19 protein-coding genes and 1 riboswitch are annotated in these 23,867 nt (G+C 33.4%); of the genes, 4 read left to right on the plus strand and 15 right to left on the minus strand.

The window, feature by feature from the left end:
- Positions 1-3: 3 nt before the first annotated feature.
- The 10 genes from hslU to ylqF all read right to left on the minus strand — a co-directional run bounded on the left by hslU (position 4) and on the right by ylqF (position 11,741).
- The gene (hslU, locus tag JG554_RS07920) at positions 4-1,416 is read right to left on the minus strand and encodes an ATP-dependent protease ATPase subunit HslU (protein WP_046208640.1); all 1,413 of its coding nucleotides are present in this window, start codon (positions 1,414-1,416) and stop codon (positions 4-6) included.
- Positions 1,417-1,528: 112 nt separating this feature from the next.
- Positions 1,529-2,071 carry an ATP-dependent protease subunit HslV gene (hslV, locus tag JG554_RS07925; protein WP_046208641.1) on the minus strand — a complete coding sequence of 181 codons (543 nt, stop codon included), beginning with the start codon at positions 2,069-2,071 and terminating at the stop codon, positions 1,529-1,531.
- A 3-nt stretch (positions 2,072-2,074) separates the two neighbouring features.
- A complete protein-coding gene (xerC, locus tag JG554_RS07930) occupies positions 2,075-2,965 on the minus strand; it encodes a tyrosine recombinase XerC (RefSeq protein WP_046208642.1) in 891 nt (296 codons plus the stop codon).
- Positions 2,966-3,084: 119 nt separating this feature from the next.
- Positions 3,085-4,392: an FADH(2)-oxidizing methylenetetrahydrofolate--tRNA-(uracil(54)-C(5))-methyltransferase TrmFO gene (trmFO, locus tag JG554_RS07935; protein ID WP_107360260.1), complete on the minus strand. Its 1,308-nt coding sequence runs from the start codon at positions 4,390-4,392 to the stop codon at positions 3,085-3,087.
- Positions 4,393-4,541: 149 nt separating this feature from the next.
- Complete coding sequence (gene topA, locus JG554_RS07940; RefSeq protein ID WP_046208644.1) at positions 4,542-6,608, minus strand: type I DNA topoisomerase; 2,067 nt, start codon at positions 6,606-6,608, stop codon at positions 4,542-4,544.
- A 192-nt stretch (positions 6,609-6,800) separates the two neighbouring features.
- Positions 6,801-7,673, minus strand: a complete 873-nt coding sequence (gene dprA / locus JG554_RS07945; protein ID WP_046208645.1) for a DNA-processing protein DprA — start codon at positions 7,671-7,673, stop codon at positions 6,801-6,803.
- 226 nt (positions 7,674-7,899) lie between these two features.
- A complete protein-coding gene (sucD, locus tag JG554_RS07950; protein WP_046208646.1) occupies positions 7,900-8,805 on the minus strand; it encodes a succinate--CoA ligase subunit alpha in 906 nt (301 codons plus the stop codon).
- 21 nt (positions 8,806-8,826) lie between these two features.
- Positions 8,827-9,993: an ADP-forming succinate--CoA ligase subunit beta gene (gene sucC / locus JG554_RS07955; RefSeq protein ID WP_046208647.1), complete on the minus strand. Its 1,167-nt coding sequence runs from the start codon at positions 9,991-9,993 to the stop codon at positions 8,827-8,829.
- Positions 9,994-10,100: 107 nt separating this feature from the next.
- Entirely contained in the window at positions 10,101-10,871 is a 771-nt protein-coding gene (locus JG554_RS07960; RefSeq protein ID WP_064209036.1) for a ribonuclease HII, read from the minus strand.
- A 9-nt stretch (positions 10,872-10,880) separates the two neighbouring features.
- Positions 10,881-11,741: a ribosome biogenesis GTPase YlqF gene (ylqF, locus tag JG554_RS07965; protein ID WP_107360319.1), complete on the minus strand. Its 861-nt coding sequence runs from the start codon at positions 11,739-11,741 to the stop codon at positions 10,881-10,883.
- Between the two features lie 337 nt (positions 11,742-12,078).
- Between ylqF and JG554_RS07970 the strand changes: the two genes are divergently transcribed.
- The gene (locus tag JG554_RS07970; RefSeq protein WP_107360318.1) at positions 12,079-14,655 is read left to right on the plus strand and encodes a YfhO family protein; all 2,577 of its coding nucleotides are present in this window, start codon (positions 12,079-12,081) and stop codon (positions 14,653-14,655) included.
- Positions 14,656-14,683: 28 nt separating this feature from the next.
- Positions 14,684-17,302: a YfhO family protein gene (locus JG554_RS07975; RefSeq protein WP_238394751.1), complete on the plus strand. Its 2,619-nt coding sequence runs from the start codon at positions 14,684-14,686 to the stop codon at positions 17,300-17,302.
- A gap of 82 nt (positions 17,303-17,384) precedes the next feature.
- Here the strand turns inward: JG554_RS07975 and rplS are convergent, their stop codons facing one another.
- The 4 genes from rplS to rpsP form a co-directional block, all read right to left on the minus strand.
- A complete protein-coding gene (gene rplS / locus JG554_RS07980; protein WP_019468465.1) occupies positions 17,385-17,735 on the minus strand; it encodes a 50S ribosomal protein L19 in 351 nt (116 codons plus the stop codon).
- Positions 17,736-17,838: 103 nt separating this feature from the next.
- Positions 17,839-18,576 carry a tRNA (guanosine(37)-N1)-methyltransferase TrmD gene (gene trmD, locus JG554_RS07985; protein ID WP_046208652.1) on the minus strand — a complete coding sequence of 246 codons (738 nt, stop codon included), beginning with the start codon at positions 18,574-18,576 and terminating at the stop codon, positions 17,839-17,841.
- Positions 18,576-19,082 carry a ribosome maturation factor RimM gene (gene rimM / locus JG554_RS07990; protein ID WP_064209040.1) on the minus strand — a complete coding sequence of 169 codons (507 nt, stop codon included), beginning with the start codon at positions 19,080-19,082 and terminating at the stop codon, positions 18,576-18,578. Before rimM ends, trmD begins: the two co-directional genes overlap by 1 nt.
- A 405-nt stretch (positions 19,083-19,487) precedes the next feature.
- A complete protein-coding gene (rpsP, locus tag JG554_RS07995) occupies positions 19,488-19,754 on the minus strand; it encodes a 30S ribosomal protein S16 (RefSeq protein ID WP_019468468.1) in 267 nt (88 codons plus the stop codon).
- A gap of 197 nt (positions 19,755-19,951) precedes the next feature.
- A riboswitch (TPP riboswitch) is annotated at positions 19,952-20,051 on the plus strand.
- Positions 20,052-20,158: 107 nt separating this feature from the next.
- Between rpsP and JG554_RS08000 the strand changes: the two genes are divergently transcribed.
- Together JG554_RS08000 and JG554_RS08005 are read left to right on the plus strand one after the other, a co-directional pair.
- Complete coding sequence (locus tag JG554_RS08000; protein ID WP_046208654.1) at positions 20,159-20,911, plus strand: 3-oxoacyl-ACP reductase; 753 nt, start codon at positions 20,159-20,161, stop codon at positions 20,909-20,911.
- Positions 20,912-20,930: 19 nt separating this feature from the next.
- Positions 20,931-22,241: an LLM class flavin-dependent oxidoreductase gene (locus tag JG554_RS08005; protein WP_107360316.1), complete on the plus strand. Its 1,311-nt coding sequence runs from the start codon at positions 20,931-20,933 to the stop codon at positions 22,239-22,241.
- A 254-nt stretch (positions 22,242-22,495) separates the two neighbouring features.
- Here JG554_RS08005 and ffh read toward each other — a convergent pair whose 3' ends face one another.
- A complete protein-coding gene (ffh, locus tag JG554_RS08010) occupies positions 22,496-23,863 on the minus strand; it encodes a signal recognition particle protein (protein WP_107360290.1) in 1,368 nt (455 codons plus the stop codon).
- Between the last annotated feature and the right edge of the window lie 4 nt (positions 23,864-23,867).

Raw genomic sequence — 23,867 nt, forward strand, 5'->3', positions numbered from 1 at the left:
ATATTATAAAATAAATGCACTTAAATCTTTATTTGTTGAAATTGATTTCAACTTATCATCAACATATTGAGGTGTGATATCTACAACGGCATGTGGCATGCTCGGTGCTTCGAACGATAAATCTTCTAACATTTTTTCAAGTATTGTATGCAATCTACGCGCACCAATATTATCTGTATCTTGGTTAACTTGAAAGGCAATCTCTGCCAAACGTTTAATCGCTTCTTCAGTGAAATTCACCGTTACTTGTTCCGTTTGGAGTAGCGCTTCATACTGTTTAATCAATGATAATTTGGGTTCAGTTAAAATGCTTACAAAGTCTTCCACAGACAGGCTTTCTAATTCAACACGAATTGGGAATCGACCTTGTAATTCAGGTATTAAATCACTTGGTTTTGAAACATGGAATGCACCAGCACCAATGAATAGCATATGTTCAGTATTAACAGTACCATATTTAGTTTGAACCATGCTACCTTCAAGTATAGGTAAAATATCTCTTTGTACACCTTGTCGCGAAACATCTTGACCTGAATTTTGATTGTTAGTAGCTACTTTATCTATTTCGTCAATAAAAATAATTCCCATTTGTTCGGCTAGCTCAATGGCCTCTTGATTGGCAGTTTCTTGGTCAATCAGTTCATCCGCATATTCATCAGTCAAAATATTTCGAGCAGTTTTGACAGGGACTTCTCTTTCCACTTTTTTCTTAGGCATTAGTTGGTTCATCATATCTTGCATTTGTTGGTTTTGATTTGTACCTAACATACCTAAAGCACCTGGGTCCTGTTCGACTTTTAATCTCACTTTTTCTTCTTCAAGTGAACCATTTAATAATTGTTGTTTGATTTCAGAACGCTTTGTTTTGATTTCTTCAGTTGGCGTTTCTTCATCATCGTCCTCATTATTTTGACCAAAATTAGGTATTGCTCCGCCAAAAAGAGACTCTAAAGGGTTGTTACTGTTAGTGCTATTTGCTTTCTTCTTCATGCTTGGAACTAAAAGTTTAACTAATTTTTCGTTTGCTTTACTTCGCGCTTCATCTTCAACTAACGCTTTTTTTTGCTCTTTTACCAATCTAACAGCAATATCAACTAAGTCTCTAACCATACTTTCAACGTCACGCCCAACGTATCCTACTTCGGTGAATTTCGTAGCTTCTACTTTAATAAAAGGCGCACCAACCACTTTAGCCATGCGTCGCGCAATTTCAGTTTTCCCTACGCCAGTTGGTCCAATCATTAAAATGTTTTTCGGTGCAATTTCTTGTTTCTCTTCGTCAGAAAGTAGGCTTCGTCTATATCTATTTCTTAATGCTACTGCTACCTTGCGTTTAGCGTCATCTTGACCAACTATATATTCGTTAAGTTTTGAAACGATATCTTTTGGCGTTAATTTAATACCATTCGACTCCATATGAGAAATACCTCCGTTACTTTATTTTCTTCAAAAATCCATTATTTATTATACATTTATTTCATAAATTTTTACTTTTTGTTATTACAACATATTTTAAAATATAAGTTTTTTAAAGTTCTTCCACAACGATTTGGTCATTCGTAAACACGCAAATATCAGAGGCAACCTTTAAACTTTCATATGCCATCTCACGCGCACTTAAATCAGTAGCATGACGTTTTAATGCTCTACCTGCACTTAAGGCATAATTGCCACCGGATCCAATTGCAATTAAATCATCATCTGGCGCAATAACTTCTCCAGTACCACTTACGACTAGTATTGAATCTTTATCCATCACAATAAGCATCGCTTCTAGCTGTCTTAACTGTTTATCGCCTCTCCATTCTTGCGCTAACTCAACAGCGGCTCTTTCTAAATTACCGCTAAACTGTTGTAATTTTGTCTCGAACTTTTCAAATAGTGTAAAAGCATCTGCCACACTACCTGCGAATCCAGCTAACACTTTATCATTATATAAGCGTCGAACTTTTCTAGCGGTTTTTTTCATAATAACTTGTTCGCCAAGTGTTACTTGTCCGTCACCAGCCATTGCCGAATGTCCATTATGTTGTACTGCGTAAATAGTTGTCGCATGAATAGATGTACTCATATTTTAATTCTCCTTTTTTGCACGAGGATGTGCATTTAAATATACTTTTTTTAATTGATCATTCGTAACATGTGTATAACGACCTGTCGTCGATAAATTGACATGTCCTAGTAATGATTGCACTGTTCTTAAGTCAGCACCCTGATTTAACATATGTGTAGCAAATGTATGTCTTAATTTATGCGGATGTATATCTGTTACACCTGCAGTTCGTTTCACTACATCATTTAACACATAACGAATGCCACGCTCAGTGATAGGCGCACCGTTCATGTTAACTAACAAATAGTCGTGTTCAGTACCTTTTTTAGGACTAAATGCTTCTAAGTAATGTTCAATACTTTGTTTACAAAATTCACCGAAAGGGATAAACCTTTCTTTACCACCCTTACCTAAAACTTTAACACCTGGTAAATTCATATCCAAATCTTGCTCTTTGATATTTACTAACTCTGATACCCTGATACCAGTAGCATATAAAAGCTCCAAAATAACACGATCTCTTAATCCTTTTTTTAAATCTTTATCTACTGTTTTAAATAATGCTTCCATTTCTTCTTCATAAAAAAAGTGCGGTAAATATTGTTCTTTTTTCGGATGAACTAATTGTATAAATGGATTTATGACACTTTCGTCTTGTACCATCCAATACTCATAAAAACTTCTCAGCGTAGAAATTTTACGAGAAACCGATGTTCTTTTCAAGTTTTTTGAATATAAAAAACTTAGGTAATTTCTAGCATCTTTATATTCAAAATTAGCTAAGCTTAAATGCTCTTGATTTAAAAAATCATTAAATTGCTCTAAATCATCATGATATGATTTCAATGTATGTTCAGAAAAATGTCGTTCTACTTTAAGCATGTATAAATAAGCTTGTTGGATTTCTTCCAATAAAAACCCCTCCATCGATATAAATTGTAGCATATCGATAGAGGGAACTGCGAAACATAACTATTAAATTGAGAAAAACTTTTTTTAATTTTCTGAATCAATATTTCACTATATTAACATCATAATGTTTCTTTAAAGTTGTCCAAATATGTCAAAGCTCTATGAGCAAGTTGTTCATATCTTATTTTTTTATCTTTAATTTTTTCATCTATATCCGGTAGCAAACCAAAATTGGCATTCATCGGCTGGAAGTTTTTTTCATTTTTCGCATGAGCAATATAATAAGCCATGCTACCCAGCATCGTTTCTCTAGGGAAAATAACCCTTCCTTTATTTTCAACTTTATGAGCTACGTTGATACCAGCAATCAAGCCGCTTGCTGCACTTTCTACATAACCTTCTACACCAGTCATTTGACCAGCAAAATGAAGAGATTCTCTTCCTTTTAATTCATAAGTTTCAGTGAGTACATCAGGGGAGTTAATAAATGTGTTTCTATGCATGACACCATATCGAACAATTTCAACATTCTCTAAACCTGGTATCAATCTAAGTACTTCTTTTTGTGCACCCCACTTTAGATGTGTTTGAAACCCTACTAAATTATACAAAGTACCAGCAGCATCGTCTTGACGTAACTGTACAACTGCATATGGTATTTCGCCAGTCTTGGGATCTTCTAAGCCAACTGGTTTCATCGGACCAAACAATAACGTTTTACGTCCACGTGCTGCCATTACTTCAAATGGCATACAACCTTCGAAATATTTTTCTTTTTCAAATTCATTCACTGGTGCGACCTCTGCTTCTAATAAAGCATCATAAAATCTGTTAAACTCTTTTTCCGTCATCGGACAATTTAAATAAGCAGCTTCACCTTTATCATAACGTGACTTTAAATAAACTTTATTCATATCAATACTATCTTTTTCAATAATCGGTGCTGCAGCATCATAAAAATATAGTTGATCTTTACCTGTTGCGTCAACAATTTCTTGAGCTAATTGATCTGTTGTTAATGGACCAGTAGCAATGATTGTATATCCATCAGGTATAGTGTTAATTTCTTCATTAATTACAGTTACATTCGGATGGTTTTTCAATGTTTCAGTAATATACCCTGCAAAATCATGTCTATCTACAGCTAACGCACCACCAGCAGGAACACGCGCTTTGTCTGCTGCAGTTATAACCAATGAATCCATTCGACGCATTTCTTCTTTCAATACACCCACGGCATTCGTAAGCGCATTGCCACGTAATGAATTGGAACAAACTAATTCAGCAAATTTATCTGTATGATGTGCCGGCGTTTGTTTAACTGGCCTCATTTCAATTAAATTTACATGAATGCCTCTTTGCGCTAATTGATAAGCGGCTTCTGAGCCAGCTAAGCCAGCCCCTACAACATTGACAATTTGAGTCATATATATATCCTCCTATACAAAAAAATAGCAACTACGACACTATTTTATAAGCTAAATAACATATCTCTACATTATAAATATGAATCGTAAGTTGCTAAATATTATTAAAAAATACAGTTTCCTTTTCTAATAATCAATTTATATATTTGTTATTTTTGTTCTTCTTCTTTGTAATCACAATTTGAGCAAACAACCTGACTTTTACGTCCTTGTTTTTTCTCAACTAAATAATGTTCACATTTTGGACAATCACGTCCAATAGGTTTATCCCAAGTTACAAAATCACATTCGGGATATTTAGAACAACCATAGAAGATACGATTTTTCTTAGACTTACGTTCAACGACATCGCCCTCTTTACATTTAGGGCAAGTCACACCAATTGTTTTGACGATTGCTTTAGTGTTTCTACAATCAGGGAAGTTTGAACATGCCATAAATTTACCATATCGACCCATTTTTATAACCATTGGTGCACCGCAAACTTCACAATCTTCTCCTGCAGGTTCATCTTTAATTTCTATTTTTTCCATTTCTTCCTCTGCACGTTCAACATCTTGCTTAAAACTATTATAGAAATCTGAAATAACTTTTTTCCAAGCAATTTCACCTTCTGCAACTTTATCGAGTAATGTCTCCATATTAACTGTAAAATCTACATCTATAATTTCTGGGAAATATTCTTTTACTTGTTCATGAACAATTTCGCCTAATTCGGTAGGAACAAACCGTTTACTTTCATTTTTAACATAGTTCCTTTTTTGTATAGTATCAATTGTCGGTGCATAAGTTGAAGGACGACCAATTTTCATTTCTTCTAAAGTTTTTACCAATCTTGCTTCTGTATAACGTGGTGGAGGTTGAGTGAAATGTTGTGAAGGTTCAATATTGGTTGCTGTAACCATTTCACCTTCATTGATATTAGGTAATTTATTTTCTTTACCTTCATCTCCATCATCTTTTGTTTCAACGTATAAAGTCATAAAACCTTTGAATTTAATTGTTTGCCCATTTGCTCTGAATTTCAAATCATTTTGTGTTAAATCTAATGCTACTGTATCTAAAATAGCAGGTGCCATTTGACTTGCTACAAAACGCTCCCAAATTAATTTATACAGTCTATGTTGATCTCTAGTTAAATAATTTTTCATTTCGCTAGGTGTACGTAAAGTACTTGATGGTCTTATAGCTTCGTGTGCATCTTGATCTCCTTGACCTTTAGATTTACGATTCGAAGTATATTCATTACCATAAGTGTCTTTAATATAATCCTTGGCTTCACTTTTAGCTTGTTCAGAAATTCTAGTAGAATCTGTACGCATATAAGTGATTAAACCAACTGTACCTTGTCTTTTCAAGTCAATACCTTCATATAATTGTTGGGCAAGCATCATTGTTTTACGCGCTTTGAAATTCAATTTTCTTGCAGCTTCTTGTTGAAGTGTTGAAGTCGTAAATGGATTGGCAGGATAACGCGTCTTTTCTTTTTTTGTTACCTTTGTAACTTCAAATTGATCCCCATCAAGCTGTGATGTAATCGTCTCAACATCATTTTTATTAGTTAATTTGTATGGCTTGTTTTTATAATGTAAGAATTTAGCACTAAATTTAGATTTTTTATATCTAAATTCTCCTTCTATTTTCCAATATTCTTCTGGTTTAAAATTTCTAATTTCATTTTCACGATCAATGACTAATCTTAATGCGACAGATTGTACGCGACCAGCAGAAAGTCCTTTTTTAACTTTCTTCCATAAAACAGGAGAAATATTATAACCAACTAAACGGTCTAAAATTCTTCTAGCTTGTTGTGCATCCACAAGTTCCATTTCTATGCCTCTAGGATGTTTAAAACTTTGTTTCACTGCATCTTTGGTTATTTCATTAAATACTACTCTATTTTCAGTAGCGTCTTCTAAATTCAATATATTCGCTAAATGCCAAGCAATTGCCTCACCTTCACGGTCGGGGTCACTTGCTAAGAATATATTTTTTGCTTTCTTAGCATGTTTTTTTAATTCCTTAACAACAGGGCCCTTACCGCGTATAGTAATATATTTGGGTTCATAGTCATTTTCTACATCTACGCCCATTTGGCTTCTTGGCAAATCTCTTACATGCCCCATAGATGCGATAACTTTATATTTTTTACCTAAATATTTTTCAATGGTTTTAGCTTTTGCAGGCGATTCAACTATGACTAAATTTTCTGCCAAAGTAGTTACCCCCTTGCATTTCTAATTACAAAGATAAATGATAAACGGTCTATTTTGTTTTTGTCAATGTTTTTAATTTTAAATTTATTTAATCAAAGGCGTATTTAGAATTAAATAAAGGAAAAGACACTGTTTATACACATCTTTTTCAACTATAAAACAATTGTTCAAATAAATACATTGATCTAAATTTTAGTTAAAATCATCTATGATGTCTTTCGCAGATATAACAATTTTCGCCCCTTCTTGCGCACTTATTAAGTTCCCCATTGTCATATCATTGAACATCGAACCTGGCAAAACATATACTTCTCTATTTTGTTCTAATGCACAATTAGTCGTAATAGAAGTACCACTTTTAATTGTAGATTCTGTAATCAAAACCCCTTTTGATAAACCACTAATTAATCTATTTCTTTCTGGAAAATGATGTTTAAGCGGCTTTTGATATGGTAAATATTCACTTATGACTAAGCCAGTGCGCTCAAGTTGATTTCTAATATTTTGCGTTGATTTGGGATAATGATTAAGATGGCCAAATCCTAACACCGCAATCGCTGACATTTGATTGTCTAATGCATGTTGATGTGCTGCTTGGTCTGCACCTTCTGCTAATCCAGAGACTATGGTTAGATCTTTCTTTTTAAATGAAGGGAAAAGGAATTTCAATGCATCCCCTGTATATCGAGTAGCATGTCTAGATCCAACGATTGCAAGGGTTTGATCACGCGTTGTTAACGTGATATCTCCTTTATAAAAAAGTATAAGTGGAGGATCATGTATTTCGCGAAGCAATTTCGGATATGATGGATGGTTAATACCAATAAAATTAATGTTCCATTTATGTAATTGAATAAGAATGGCATCAATGGGATTGTTTACAAAATCTTGATATATTTGATCTTTCTTTTTAGATTTAATTGTTGATAAATATAGTTGTAATATTGCTTGCTGCTCGTGTTTATTGTAAAACATAAAATCATTCTTATATTTCAGCAATCGATGTATTTGATGTGTGGACAATCCTGAGAAACGCAATTTTAAAAATAAATAATCTATGTTCATATATCGTACTCCTTTATAAAATAATTATAAAGTAAAACGATATAAAGTTTGTTTACAAATTAAATTCATTTAGACTGTATTTGTAATCTAGTTTTAAGAAGAGATTTAAATACGTACCCCACACTACTTCAACACCATACAAAATTCAAACACTGAAAATAGCACAAACTCCAACATATTTTAGGAGTTTGTGCTCATTTTTAAGCTATTCTATTATTAAATTGCTTTATTTAATAGTAAGTAACTGTTCATAGATACCAGCTTCTTTTGCAGCATCAATTAATGTTGTGCCAATTTCTGATGGTGTATCAGCAGTTTTCACACCACAACTGTTTAGTGTTTTAATTTTCTCTTCTGCTGTACCTTTACCGCCAGAAACAATTGCGCCAGCATGACCCATACGTTTTCCTGGAGGAGCTGTTTGTCCACCAACGAAACCTACAACAGGTTTATTCATGTTAGCTTTAATCCATTCGGCAGCTTCTTCTTCAGCAGTACCACCGATTTCACCAATCATAACAACTGCTTTCGTTTCATCATCTTCATTAAATTGTTTTAATACATCAATAAAGTTAGTACCGTTAACTGGATCTCCTCCGATACCTACTGCAGTAGTTTGACCAATGCCTTCTTCAGTCAACTGATGTACAGCTTCATAAGTTAATGTACCTGAACGTGAAACGACGCCCACATGGCCTTTTTTGTGTATATAACCAGGCATGATACCAATCTTACATTCATCTGCAGTAATAACACCTGGACAGTTTGGTCCAATCACACGTGTTTTCTTGCCTTCTGAATAACGTTTTACTTTAACCATATCGATAACTGGAATATGCTCCGTGATACATATAGCTAAATCTAACTCAGCTTCAATACATTCTAAAATAGCATCTGCTGCAAATGGAGCAGGTACATAGATTACTGAAACAGTTGCACCAGTTTCTTCTTTAGCTTCTTCAACAGTATTGAAAACTGGTACGCCTTCTACTACTTGTCCACCTTTACCTGGAGTTACCCCTGCAACAATTTGCGTACCATATTCAAGCATTTGTTTTGTATGGAAAAGTGCAGTAGACCCTGTGATACCTTGTACAATTACTTTTGTATTTTTATCTATCATTACGCTCATCTTAGCGTTCCCATCCTTTCCTTACGCTTCTTTTACAAGTTTTACGATTTTTTGTGCGCCTTCTGCCATTGTTGCAGCTGGTTCAATAGCTAATCCTGATTCATTCAGAATTTCTTTACCTCTTTCAACATTTGTACCTTCTAAACGTACAACTAACGGTAAAGTTAGTTCAACTTCTTTAACTGCAGCAACAATACCTTCAGCAATGATATCGCATTTCATAATACCACCAAAGATATTAACAAAGATACCTTTTACGTTTTCATCACCTAATATGATTTTAAACGCTTCAGTAACTTTTTCTTTCGTTGCACCGCCCCCTACGTCAAGGAAGTTCGCTGGATTACCACCAAAGTGATTAATTGTATCCATTGTCGCCATTGCTAGACCAGCACCATTTACCATACAACCAATGTCGCCATCTAATGCAATGTATGATAAATCATATTTAGAAGCTTCGATTTCTTTTGGATCTTCTTCTTCTAAATCGCGTAATTCTTGGATATCTTTATGTTTAAATAACGCATTATCATCAAAATTAAGTTTTGCATCTAATGCAAGTACTTGTCCATCACCTGTAGTTACAAGTGGGTTGATTTCAACAATTGAACAATCTTTTTCAATAAATACATTATAAAGTGATACTAAAAATTTAGCTGCTTTATTAATTGATTCTTTAGGAATATTAATATTGAAAGCAATTCTTCTTGCTTGATAAGGCGCTAATCCAACAACTGGATCGATTGTTTCTTTGAAGATTTTTTCAGGTGTCTCTGCAGCAACCTTTTCGATTTCAGTACCGCCTTCTTCTGATGCCATCAAAGTTACTCTGTCAGTTGCACGATCGATTACAAATCCAACATAATATTCTTTTTGAATGTCGCAGCCTTCTTCTATGTAAAGGCGCTTAATTTCTTTACCTTCTGGCCCTGTTTGATGTGTTACTAATGTTTTACCTAATAATTCTTTCGCATATGTTTCCACTTCAGATAGTGATTTTGCAATTTTAACGCCGCCTGCATTACCTCTACCCCCCGCGTGAATTTGCGCTTTTACAACATATACATTTGAATCTAATTCTTTTGCCTTTTCAACTGCTTCTTCAACAGTAAATGCTACACGTCCTTCTGGGACAGCAACGCCCATTGAACGAAATATTGCTTTACCTTGATACTCGTGGATATTCATTCTCCATCCTCCTGTTTCTTAGGTTAAGTTCATATTTAATTATAGGAAATGAAAGCGCTATTGTAAACTGATTTAAACTACTTATTTCAATTCTTTTAATTTTTAGATTATTTATAAAGCGATTTAATTGGTTGAAATGTTTTTCTGTGGGCATTTAAAATGCCATGATTTTTAATTGCATCTAAATGTTGTTGCGTTCCGTAACCAACGTTTTTTTCAAACCCGTACTCCGGAAACTTTTGTGCAAGCTGCGTCATATATCTGTCCCTATTTTCTTTAGCTAGGACACTTGCTGCAGCAATTGATACACTTTTAGCATCACCTTTCACAAGTGATGTTTGATCGATATCTGTTTCTAGTGTCATCGCATCAATGAGTAAATGGGTTGGCTGAACAGGCAATCCGTTGATCGCACGTTTCATAGCTAATTTTGTCGCTTCATAAATGTTGATTTCATCAATTTCTTCTACAGTGGCATAGCCGAATGCATAAGCATGTAATTCATCTAATAATTGGCACTCTAATACTTTTCTTTTTTTGGCGGTCAGTTGCTTCGAATCATTGAGGCCTGTAAAGTGATGATCATGATTTAATATCACCGCACATGCAACAACTGGTCCTGCGAGTGGGCCTCTGCCTACTTCATCGATACCACAAATCATCGCATTTCCATCATTTGCTAATATTTGATTTTCATAAAAAGTCATAGCTTGATATTGATTTAATAATTGTTGTTCCTTATCTAGTTGCTTGATTCGTGTTGCTATGGCTTTTTGGACACCTTTACGGTCATCTTTATAAAATGGTTGAAGCTGGATTTCATTAACTGAGTGTAAGGTGGCTAAGTGGTCTTTAATATCTTTTATCGTTTGCTTCATAAATTCACGTTACACTTCCATTTCTTTAATAACATCAAACGTATATGTTCCTATTTTCGCATTTCTAATTTCATGTATGATTAATTCAATGACCGCTTCATAGTCAACTTCATTACCACTACGCAACAATCCTCTACGACGTCCAATAGCATCAAACCATTCTATATTTTCTGCTTCTATCGGTACATCTATTTTATAATGATTTTTCAATCCTTCATAATCATGCGCTTTTAAAAATTCAAGACCGTAAATGGCAACTTCATCTAAATGAACGATACTATCTTTAATCGCACCTGTAATACTTAGTTTTTTTCCTACGAGTTGGTCTTCAAATTTGGGCCAAAGTATACCTGGTGTATCTAATAATTGGAGCGAATTGCCAACTTTGATCCATTGTTGTTGCTTTGTAACACCAGGTGTATTTCCAGTTTTAGCAATAGATTTGTGGGCTAACTTATTAATAAGTGTAGATTTCCCAACATTAGGAATGCCGACGATCATCGCACGAATCGCACGTGGTTTTAATCCTTTTTTCTTTTCACGATCAAATTTTTCTTGTGTTGCTTTAATAGCTGCTTGTTCTACTAATTTTAGTCCTTTTCCATGTTTAGCATCAATCGCCACAGGATAATAGCCTTTTTCTTTAAAATAAGACTCCCATTTTTCTAATTCTTTTAAATTCGCCATGTCTTTTTTATTCAAAATCACTACTCTCGGTTTTTGCTGTATAACATCATCTATCATTGGGTTTCTTGAACTATAAGGAATACGAGCATCTACTAGTTCAAAAACAACATCTACTTTCTTTAATTGTTCTGCAACTTCTCGTTTTGCTTTCGCCATATGCCCTGGATACCATTGAATTACCATGTACATCACCTTTCTCATACGTTTATGTTTCAAAATTATATATTTTACTCATACCATTCATTGACCTTAAAATCATAACATGAGGGGTGAATAGTTATAAATAAAAATTTGTATTTACTTTATTAAAAAACTCATTCACACTATTTTCCTATAATAATTACCAAATTGTCTAGAATTGTAGTGAAACTAACCAACTGAGTATCTTATCAATACTAAATTTCAAAATAAGTATAATATTTAAATTAATTTTCTTAAATTAAATAATGGTAATTTTTATCAATAAATCTAAAAATCGTTACAATAGAATTAATAATAATTCGATTACAGGAGACTACTCATGAAAAGGATGCTTTTTTACATATTATTATGCTTTATATTAGCAATCATTGGACATGGCTATGTTATCTATAGATTTATAAATGAGGGTGTTTTATTTACGGGGCCCAATGATGGCATGGAACAAATGATACCGATGCAAATGTATTTGTATGATAAATGGAGTCAAGGTCAATGGTTTTACGCCACTGATTTCGGATTAGGTGGAGATTTTTTCACTGACCTAAGTTACTATTTTTCAACCAATATTTTGTTTATACTTAATGTAATTTTCATCTTTCTCATAAAGTTAGCGATTGATTGGGACACGCAAGACATTATGTTTTGGATGACAAATGCTATTGTATTGTCCATTTTTAAATCAACATTAGCGATGTTAGCAACTTTTGGTTTTGTACGCTATATTACTCAAAATAAAAGCATCGCAGTACTAACGTCATATCTTTTTGTCATATCACCACTCTATTTTAGATTTACTGTATATTGGCCATTTTTCAGTGATATTTTTATATTATTACCGCTACTCTTATGGTCTATTGAATTATTTTTACAAAAAGAAAAAAAAGCCATGTTTATCATCGTAGTCACAGTTTCCTTAATAAATAACTTTTATTTTGCGTATTATCAACTCATCGTAGGTCTAATCTATTTTACAGTTAGACTAATCTTTAAACATAGACATGATATCGTTCCTAGGTTTAAAGCAATATATACCATCTTCATTGCTGCAATTTTAGCACTTGGTTGCAGTCTTTTCTTTTTTTATCACGGTTTACGTGCTTATACCAATAACAGACGTATACCTTTTAATGGAGACGTAGATTTTTTAGAACCTTTCAACCAAAACACGAATGTATTTTATGACAATTACTTAATAGTCATTTTATTTATAGTAATACAAGCACTGTTATCATTTAAACTATACAAGCATTTTTATTTTAAGTTATTTGCAATTTTTATGATTCTTACTATAGGTGCTAATTATTTACCATTTGTCGATCAGCTCTTTAATGGTTTTTCTGCTCCTCAAAAAAGATGGCATTATCTAATTGCTTTTAATGCTGCATTGCTCATTGGGCTATATGTAAAATACTTTAGCACGTTAACAATTAAAAACTATATTTTTTCTTCAATCATCAGTTTAAGTTTTGTTTTTGTGAGCGCGTGGATTTATGATGATTTTGTTTCATGGCTCTGGTTTACACCTATTGTTTGTTTGATAGGCTTGCTAGTACTGTGTCTTAAAGCTCCAGCTTATCGTAAACGTTTCATTTATTTTTATTATACTGCCATACTGATATTAGCAACACTTGTTGTAGCCGTTTTTATACGCAATCAAATTTATTTTGAAGACCATGTTGAACGAGCAAATCGCTATTATGTAAATGCAAGTCTATTTAACACACCGTTACAAAGACAATTAGTCTCTGAAATGAATCATTCAAAAACGGAAGACGAACGTATCGATTGGCGTGTTAATGAACAAGATAACACACCGATGTATCAATTCTTTAAAGGTTCAAGTTTATATTCAAGTATTTTTCATCATAACATTTTAGACTATTACTATGATGATTTGAAAATTAACCTTCAATCTGAATCAGTGAGTAGATACCAAAGTACTAATGGACGACAAAATATTAGCAGTTTATTTTCAATGAAATATTTAATGTTAAAAGATTACGAAAACAATGTGCCTAGTTATTTTAAAAATGTAAAAAGTGAGGGACAATACCACATTTATGAGAATACTTTAAACTTGCCTACTGTAAAAGTGACTAATCAAATATATAATTCCGATACTTTAAAAACGCCTATCGATCGAGAACATGCGATGTTGGATGGTGTTGTTATAAAAAATTCAGGTAAACCTTACACGGATAACGCACAAAACCTTATCGATGCGACTAAAATATCTTACCAAAATATAAAAGTGAAAAATAATCAACAAATCTATCTGACCAAAAACCAAGGTCAGATTAAAATTCACGTCCCAAATCACATAAGAAAACGTTATTCAGACTTTTATTTAAATTTAAAAGTTCGACGTGGTCAACCCGACAGTAATTATACAATTAATATAAATAATTATGCTAACCACCGGTTGTATAACAATTCGACCTATAAAACTGGTGTTGAAAACCAACTATATAGGACACAACCAGACAAAGATGGTAATATTAACATAGCTATTAACCCTAGAGGTAGTTATTATTTTGCAATTCAAAGTCTTCATGGTGAAAATTATAACAAACTCAAAAAAGCCTATAACACGAAACAAAATCATTATTATAATGATATTAAAAATGGAGTAAAAGTGAAGTTAGCACCACATACAAAGGGAATCGCAACGATTAACATTCCATATCGTGACGGTATGGTGGCTTATGTAGATCATAAAAAAGTAAAACCTAAAAAAGTAAATTATATGATGACTGGCGTGCCAGTCACTAAACAAGATAGTGAAATTATCATTAAATACCGCCCTAAATATTGGTTTACGATGATTATAATTTCAGTTATAAGTATCTTAATAAGTATTTTTTGGTGTCTAAAGAAAAAATCTAAACTTAAATAAAGGAGTTTATCTGAGATGAGGTATGACCGTGTTTCATAGAATTTGGTCCCACAAACTAACAAGATTTTTAACAATTCTTTTAATGGGCGTCGGCGTAGCTTTATTAACGTTCACACCGTATATTTATCGCTATTTAACTGACGGTACTGTATTTAGTGGTCATGGTGATGGTTTTAGGCAAATGATGCCTTTCCAAATGTATCTTTACGAACACCTTAGCCAATTCAAAAGTTTTTATGACCATTCTTTTGGTTTAGGTGGAGATTATGTTAAAGATTTATCCTATTACTACGCAACCTCACCTTTTGTACTAATTAATTTTTTATTCGTATGGTTATCTGAAGTAATATTTAATAGCAACCCTAGCGACATCACGTATTGGGCAAGCAATCAATTAATAGTAGCTTTTTTCAAATGCATCGCTACATTTATCGTTGCGTTCTATTTCTTTAATTATATCAAGCTCAAAAAACACATAGTATTTTTGGCTTCAATGTTATATGCAGCTTCAACAACCGTTATTTATTTTAATTTTACTTGGTCATATTATGGAGATTTATTAATTTTTCTTCCCCTATCTTTGCTCGGTATTGAACGGTTTTACAAAGAGAGAAAAATAGGATTATTTATTTTTTCTATTGCTTTAACATTATTTTCTAATTTTTATTTTAGTTATTACGAAGCCATTGTAATTTTGACTTACTTTATCTATAGATGTGTATTTCCTCATGCAAAAGATATTGTTACTAGGAAACAACAACTTTGGATGATTCCTACAGCTGTTATATTAAGTTCTTTAATTGCTATTTGGGGCTTTTATACTGGCGTTTCTTCTTTTTTAAACAATGATAGAGTAAGTAATCCTAATTTTAATTTTGGTGTCATTACAGATTTCGCACGACAAAAACATTTTTTTACAAACGGATTTTATATCACTGTGACTATCATCGCACTCATTGCCTTACTATCTTTTAAACTATATCAACATTATTATTATAAACTTTTTGCGATTGCAACTTGGATCATGCTTATAGGGTCACTAACCCCTCTTTTCGATAGTATGTTTAATGGGTTCTCAACGCCTGAACGCCGTTGGGTTTATATATTTGCACTTACTACTGCTGGATTAATAGCATTGTTCATTCATTATTTATCTGAATTATCTTTGAAGTCGTATATATTCGCTTCCCTTCCAGTATTAATGATTATGGGAATCATACAAATGATCGTTAAAGACCAGAAAATGACATGGATGGGCATCTGTCTCGTAATTATGATTTTTATCGGCATATTGCTTTATAAAAAATCACTATTCAAATTAAAATGGCCGTCTATTGTGCTAATCATATTATTCATTATTCAACAAGCGATTATTTTAGATAACGACCATTTCAATAATGTTCAAAAATACGAATCAACTGTTTCATCAATGCATGATTCAAAATATAAAAGTCCTGCACTAGCGAATAAAATAGATAAAATTAAACAGCATCAAGACGATCCATTCAGTAGAATTGATTACATGTCACAATACGGCTTGAATTCACCAATGATATATCATTTTAACGGTATTGCATTATATTCAAGCATTTTCGATGGCGACATTTTAAAGTATTATGATAAAACATTACAAATCAATATGCATACGGATAAAAACAGCACTTATCGTCTACTTTCAAATAGAGCAAATTTGATGGCACTTTGGGATGTCAATGATCGTATACGTCGCCCAGAAGACAAGAATATCCCCTATGGCTTTTCTAAGCATAGTACAATCAAACATTCTGATGAGGAATCCTTTATACATTCAACAAATAAAGCCAATTATCCAAGTGCGCACATTACAAATAAAGTATTCGATAAAAAAGATCTCAAATCGCCTATGGATAAAGAACAAGCTATGTTACAGGGGGTAGTTTTTGATCAAGCAGATGAATATTCTACAAATCAACAGTTCACACCAAATAAAAACTTACTATCAGAAACTTCTACCAATTTAATTAATGCAAAGCGTACACAAAAAAATAAATTAACCGTTTCTAAGGATGGTGGAGGTGTCCATTATCAGTTACCAGCATCTATTGCAAATCAGTATGAAGATCTCTATGTAGAGATGGATGTTGAATTGTTAGGGCCAGACAAGGCTCACAATGTTGGTGTGAATGAATATAATCAACATCGTAATAACCTATCTTATAAATATAGACGTTTTGTCACTCCAGTAACGATGCGAGTAAAATCTGTGCAAGACTTGAATATAAAATTATCTAAAGGTAATTATCGCTTTAATGTTAAAGGAATTTATGGAGAAAACTACGATGTATTAAAGAAAGCACATAAACAACTACATTCTGTGAAAGTTTCACAAAATCCACGTCATTATACAATTAAAAAAAATAAAAATGATGAAGGCTACCTCGTATTGCCAATGCCTTATAGAGATGGAATGAAAGCTTATACAGACAAAGGCAAAACATTACCAGTTAAAAAAGGTAATGGTATCATGACAGTAATTCCTGTAGAGCAAGGACAAAAGACAATTACACTTAAATATACACCGCCCCATACATGGTTATTAGTAATAATAAGTATTATTGGAATCATTTTAAGTTTCGTTTATACAAAATGGATTTATATTAAAAAATAATATCATCTTCAAATTGATTACAAAATATAAAAAGAAGCAGTTCCTAGTCGGAACCGCTTCTTTTTTATGACTTTTATGCTGATTAACGAATTTCTTTAATTCTAGCAGCTTTACCACGTAATTCACGTAAGTAATATAATTTAGCACGACGTACTTTACCGCGACGTTTAACTTCAATTTTTTCGATTTTTGGAGTGTGTAATGGGAATGTACGTTCCACACCTACACCTGAAGAAATCTTACGTACTGTGAAAGTTTCTGAAATACCTCCACCACGACGTTTGATTACAACACCTTCGAATACTTGGATACGTTCGCGAGTACCTTCAATAATACGTACGTGAACTCTTAAAGTGTCACCTGGACGGAATGAAGGTAAGTCTGTGCGTAATTGTGATTGTGTTACTGCTTCGATTAATTTGTGATTACTCATTATTTTTTCTCTCCTTCAACCTATGTTCTTGCCTAGACAAATATATAGCAGCGGATCATAGTGATTTTCGTGTGTCGCACACTTAAATTATGTTAGCACACTGTTATTCATTTTTCAATTGCTTTTTGTATCTTTCTAAAATATCTTTGTCTTTATCCGTAAGTGGATAATTTTCTAATAAATCTGGACGCTTTTCCCATGTACGTATCAGTTTTTGCTCATGACGCCATTGATCAATATGTGCATGATTTCCTGACAATAATACCTCTGGTACGTTCATATCTTGATATGAACGTGGTCTAGTATATTGTGGAAATTCTAATAATCCATCCTGAAAAGAATCATCTTCATGTGATTGTTGATTACCTAAAACACCTGGAATTAATCTTACTATTGCATCGGTCATTACCATCGCAGGTAATTCTCCACCTGTTAAAACATAATCTCCCATAGAAATTTCATCCGTAACTAAATGCTGGCGGATACGTTCATCATATCCTTCATAATGCCCACAAATAAAAACTAAATGTTCGGAATGACTGAGTTCCTGTGCAATTTCTTGATTAAATGGTCGACCTTGTGGACACATTAAAATCACACGTGTATTTTCTGTTTTGTCAATGTCTTTCATTGCATTAAATATAGGTTCTGGTTTAAGCACCATACCTTGCCCTCCACCGAATGGATAATCATCTACTTGATTATGCTTATTTTCAGCAAAATCTCTAAAATCGACAGTATTAATTTGTAGCATTTCCTTATCTTGCGCTCTTTTTAAAATCGATTGATTTAATACACCGTCAAACATTTGAGGGAACAAAGTTAAATAATCTATCTTCATTACTCCAACAGTCCTTCCATAGGCGTAATATCAATTCGTCTACCTTCAATATCTATATGTTTAACAACATCTTCTATATATGGTATAAGATATTCTTTATCACCTTTGACAACCCATACATCATTGGCACCCGTTTCAAAAATTTCTATCACTCTTCCAATAGGTGTTTCATTATCATCGAATACGGTACAGCCAATAATATCTGAGTAATAGTATTCATGCTCCCCTAATTCAATTTCTTCGTGGTCTCTATCTTGTAAAAGGATTTCACCTTTTAAGTGCTCAATATCATTAATATTGTTGATACCTTCAAAGGTCAACATGTGCAACCCTTTATGCATACGATATGTCGCAATTTTCAATTCTAATGTTGGTTCGTTTTGACGTTCTATCATCACAGTTTCACCTGGTTGAAAGCGTACATCTGTAAAATCTGAGTGAGATTGGACTTTAATTTCGCCTTTTATACCATGTGTATTGATAATTTTGCCTATTTCTACTTTCATATAAGCTCCTCCGATAATGTATATGTATCATTGAAATTCGTTATTTTTTATTTTTCGACTAAAATAATTATAACATGAATTGTTAGTATTATTTTAAACCTTCTCTATATGTTATGAGCTAAAATATTGTATAAATCATCTTAAGTCATTCTTGATCAATGTATTCACTCATATAAGCCTACTAAATTGTTGATGTTGCTTTATATAAATGATTACCGGTATGCTAATTTAAAAGGCTGGGACAAACGAATTGTCTCAGCCTTTTATGATTATATTGGCATGCACAATGGTTAACATTCAACCATAGTCATCCATACCGAGATGAGTCGTCGAAATCATTTTAAATGACTACGATTTCCACGACTCTCTCTTTTTTTAAAAATTTTTATGTGCTAATAATGACGATTATTTTTGATCGTCAAATTTTTTCAAGATACCTTCTCTTGATAAGATGTTGTGTACAGTATCTGTTGGTTTAGCACCATTTTTCAACCATTTTAATGCTAACTCTTCGTCAATTTTAACTTCTGGAGCATTTACATTATTTGGATTATAAGTTCCGATTTGTTCGATGTTACGACCATCACGTGGCGCACGAGCATCTGCTGCTACGATACGATAGAATGGATTTCTTTTTGAGCCTAAACGTGTTAAACGTAATTTAACTGCCATTTATATTCTCTCCTTTGATTGTTCTAATTTTTATTTTCTACAAGAAATAATATTAACAGTTATCTAGAAGTTTGTAAAGAGTTTCTTCTTTACCATTTTATACTTTTAATCACTTCATTGTACCAATATTATTTTCGATATCATCGTAAACTTGACATTAACTATTAAACACTATAAATTGAAAATAAATTAAATATTAAATGCACTAGGGGTGTTTTTTAACTGAGATGAGATTTACTCAAACCCTTTGAACCTGATCTAGTCCATACTAGCGGAGGGAAGTGTTACAAAAATAACAAAGCTATATCAACATATTAACTATAGATTGTAGATTTTTAGTACACAGCTTCTCTTATGGAGGTTGTGTATTTTTTTATTTAATAAATGATTCTAGGAGTGAAATGATGAGTAAAACAATACTTATAACTGGTAGCAGTAGAGGATTAGGAGCATCCATAGCAAAAACTTTAGGTCGCCAAGGACATCATGTAATTATCAATTATTTTCAGAATAAGGCGTTAGCAGAAAAGGTTGTAGATGAAATTGGTCACGAACAAGCAATTGCGATTCGTGCTGATGTCACAGACAGAGCACAAGTAGATCAATTAATTGCAGAAGCCACCAATCATTTTGGAAAAATAGATGCTGTTGTGAATAATGCGCTTATAGGGTTTAAATTTGATCCTTCTCGCCAAAAATCATTTAAAGACTTAAATTGGTCAGATTACCAACAACAAATTGACGGCACTCTAAAAGGCGCTTTTAATGTAACCCAAAGTGTTATCGACCAATTTATTGAGCATAAATCAGGTACTATTATATCTATCGGAACGAATTTATACCAAAATCCTGTCGTTCCCTATCATGAATATACTACCGCTAAATCAAGTTTAATCGGTTTTACAAGAAATATTGCTGCTGAACTTGGTCAATATGGCATCAAAGCTAATGTCGTTTCTGGTGGTTTATTAAAAACTACAGACGCCAGTGCTGCCACTTCAGATGAAGTATTTGATTTAATTGAACAGACTACACCATTACATAAAGTAACAACACCACAAGATGTAGCAAATATGGTGGCATTTCTAGTTAGCGATCAAGCTAATGGTATCACTGGTCAAAATATTACCGTAGATGGCGGTTTAACAATGAACTAAAATATGGAGGGCATCAATTATGACGCACGATCAACATCTCAATATAGGTGTATTAATTTACGGTTGTGGCCATCACCAAGCTGCATGGCGTATGCAAGATTCTAGTATTGAACGAATCGGTGATATCAATTATTATCAATCGTTAGCTCGACTATCAGAACGAGGTTTGCTAGATGCTATATTTTTTGCTGATAATCAATCTTTCCCTGCAAAAACGGATAATGACATGCCTGCTTTTTGGTTTGACCCTTTAATGAATTTAGCAGCAATTGCGCAAGTAACTCATCATATAGGTCTTGTTGCGACTATCTCAAGTACATTTTCGAATCCTTTTACTTCTGCAAGACAATTATTGAGTCTTGATCATATGAGCCAAGGACGTGCAGGTTGGAATTTAGTAACATCTATGACGGATTTAGAAGCTGCAAATCATAGCATGTCTAGTTTACCCGCACATCACGAACGCTACAAAAAAGCAGATGAATTTGCATGTGTTATGAATCAACTATTAACATCTTGGAGCTTAGAAGATTTTGTACATGACAAGACACAAGATATTCTAATCAATGCAAATCATATCCATGCCATTAGTCATACTGGAGAACACTTTAAAGTACAAGGACCTTTAACAACACCAAGTAGCCTACAAGGAAAACCTGTTGCTATGCAAGCTGGTGCATCCGACCCTGGTATTGCACTAGCTACGAAATACGCAGATGCCGTTTATGCAGTAGCTTGGAATATACAACAAGCTACTACATTTAGAAAAAGATTAAATCATCAACTGGAATTAGCAGGTAAATCAAAGAACAGTTTAAAAGTCTTTCCAGGACTAGTCACATATGTCGCACCAACATACGAAGAAGCTTATGCTAAAAAGCAAAAACTAGACACACATTTAGCAACTGAAACAGCATTAAATCAATTAGAATTTTTCATTCATCAAGATTGTCATAATTGGGATTTGGATGAACTGGTCCCACCTTTACCACCATTGGAATCTTTTAATGGCCCTAAAGGTCGTTACCAAACTGTATTGGAAATTATAAAAGATAAAAACCCAACTTTACGACAATTGTTAGGCTATCTCAGTGCAGGTGGTGGACACTTGACACTCATCGGAACGCCTGAACAGATTGTTGACGAAATGGAACGTTGGTTCAATGCAGGGGTAGCTGATGGATTTAATTTAATGCCACCAACTTTACCAAATAGCTTAGAAGATTTTGTAGATTACATCATTCCTGAATTACAAAAAAGAAATCTTTTTAGAATACAATATGAGGGTAAGACATTTAGGGAAAATATGAATTTACCTAAATCAAATTAAATAACTTCCCACCTACACATAAAATTTCATCATTTAATATTTTCCATGATTTTGTAACGCGCTGACGCCTAGGGTTATGATATGAGCGAGAGACTACTGGCTCGAGCCATATCCCCAGGCAAGCATGCACGAGCAAAATCACTTATGATTCATATAAAAAGGACCAATCCATTTTCATACGGATTGGTCCTTTACTTTGTAATATGCCTTATGTTCTACTCACTACTTTTACAACTATTTTATAGACAAAATTGTTAAAATGGTAAATTCATACCATTTAACATATTCTCCATTTGCTTACGTTTACCTTTTTTACCTTTGCCGCCACCAGAAAATTGCTTCATCATTTTCTTCATTTCATTAAATTGTTTCATCAATCTGTTAACTTCTTGAACAGTACGTCCTGAACCCTTAGCTATTCGTTTTTTACGTGATACATTTAATGTTTCTGGATTATTTCGTTCATTAGGTGTCATAGATTGAATAATAGCTTTAATATGGTCAATTTGTTTATCATCCATATTAAGATTATTCATCCCTTTCATTTTGTTCATGCCAGGAATCATTTTCATAATGTCATCTAATGGGCCAAGGTTTTTAACTTGATCTAATTGTTCTAAGAAATCTTCCAAAGTAAATGAGGACGTACGCATTTTCTTTTCTAAATCTTTCGCTTTATCTTCATCTACATCTTGTTGTGCTTTTTCTATTAAACTTAACACATCACCCATACCTAATATTCGAGAAGCCATACGTTCTGGATGAAATGGTTCTAAACCATCTAATTTTTCACTCATACCAACAAATTTAATTGGCTTTTGTGTCACTGATCTAATTGATAAAGCAGCACCACCACGTGTATCACCATCTAGTTTAGTCAAGGTTACACCTGAAACTTCTAGCTGTTCATCAAACGATTGCGCTACATTTACTGCGTCTTGACCAGTCATCGCATCAACAACAAGCATAATCTCATCTGGTTTAGTAATTTCTTTTACATCAGTTAATTCTTCCATTAATGCTTCATCAACGTGCAAACGACCTGCCGTATCAATAATAACAAAATCTAAATGTTCTTCCTTTGCGTGTTTAATTGCATTTTCTACAATTTGTTGAGGTTTTACTTGGTCCCCTTCACTGTAAACAGGAATATCAATTTGCTTACCAACAGTTTGTAATTGATCAATCGCAGCTGGTCTATAAATATCGGCTGCTACTAATAATGGTTTTTTGTTGTATTTTTTACGCATGAGTAATGCTAATTTACCTGCAGTTGTAGTTTTACCTGCACCTTGTAAACCAACCATCATCACAACTGTTGGCGGTTTATTGGCCATCTTGATGGTTGCATTTTCGCCACCCATCAGTTGTGTAAGTTCTTCTTGTACTATCTTAATGACTTGTTGTCCAGGTGTTAATGACTTCATTACATCTGAACCTAAAGCTCGTTCTGATACGGTTTTGACAAAATCCTTTACGACTTTAAAGTTAACGTCTGCTTCAAGTAATGCTAGTCGGACTTCTCGCATCATTAATTTAATATCTGCTTCTGTAACTTTTCCTTTGCCACGGATCTTTTGCATCGTCCCTTGAAGACGATCGGATAATCCTTCAAATGCCATATCA

The organism is Staphylococcus sp. 11-B-312, assembly GCF_016743055.1.
GTDB lineage: Bacteria > Bacillota > Bacilli > Staphylococcales > Staphylococcaceae > Staphylococcus > Staphylococcus ureilyticus.

Coding starts and splice junctions, on each gene's coding strand:
- hslU (WP_046208640.1), bottom strand. CDS start 1,416: ATGGAGTCGAATGGTATTAAATTAACGCCAAAAGATATCGTTTCAAAA.
- hslV (WP_046208641.1), bottom strand. CDS start 2,071: ATGAGTACATCTATTCATGCGACAACTATTTACGCAGTACAACATAAT.
- trmFO (WP_107360260.1), bottom strand. CDS start 4,392: ATGACTCAAATTGTCAATGTTGTAGGGGCTGGCTTAGCTGGCTCAGAA.
- dprA (WP_046208645.1), bottom strand. CDS start 7,673: ATGAACATAGATTATTTATTTTTAAAATTGCGTTTCTCAGGATTGTCC.
- sucD (WP_046208646.1), bottom strand. CDS start 8,805: ATGAGCGTAATGATAGATAAAAATACAAAAGTAATTGTACAAGGTATC.
- sucC (WP_046208647.1), bottom strand. CDS start 9,993: ATGAATATCCACGAGTATCAAGGTAAAGCAATATTTCGTTCAATGGGC.
- JG554_RS07960 (WP_064209036.1), bottom strand. CDS start 10,871: ATGAAGCAAACGATAAAAGATATTAAAGACCACTTAGCCACCTTACAC.
- ylqF (WP_107360319.1), bottom strand. CDS start 11,741: ATGGTAATTCAATGGTATCCAGGGCATATGGCGAAAGCAAAACGAGAA.
- JG554_RS07970 (WP_107360318.1), top strand. CDS start 12,079: ATGAAAAGGATGCTTTTTTACATATTATTATGCTTTATATTAGCAATC.
- rplS (WP_019468465.1), bottom strand. CDS start 17,735: ATGAGTAATCACAAATTAATCGAAGCAGTAACACAATCACAATTACGC.
- trmD (WP_046208652.1), bottom strand. CDS start 18,576: ATGAAGATAGATTATTTAACTTTGTTCCCTCAAATGTTTGACGGTGTA.
- rimM (WP_064209040.1), bottom strand. CDS start 19,082: ATGAAAGTAGAAATAGGCAAAATTATCAATACACATGGTATAAAAGGC.
- rpsP (WP_019468468.1), bottom strand. CDS start 19,754: ATGGCAGTTAAATTACGTTTAACACGTTTAGGCTCAAAAAGAAATCCA.
- JG554_RS08000 (WP_046208654.1), top strand. CDS start 20,159: ATGAGTAAAACAATACTTATAACTGGTAGCAGTAGAGGATTAGGAGCA.
- JG554_RS08005 (WP_107360316.1), top strand. CDS start 20,931: ATGACGCACGATCAACATCTCAATATAGGTGTATTAATTTACGGTTGT.
- ffh (WP_107360290.1), bottom strand. CDS start 23,863: ATGGCATTTGAAGGATTATCCGATCGTCTTCAAGGGACGATGCAAAAG.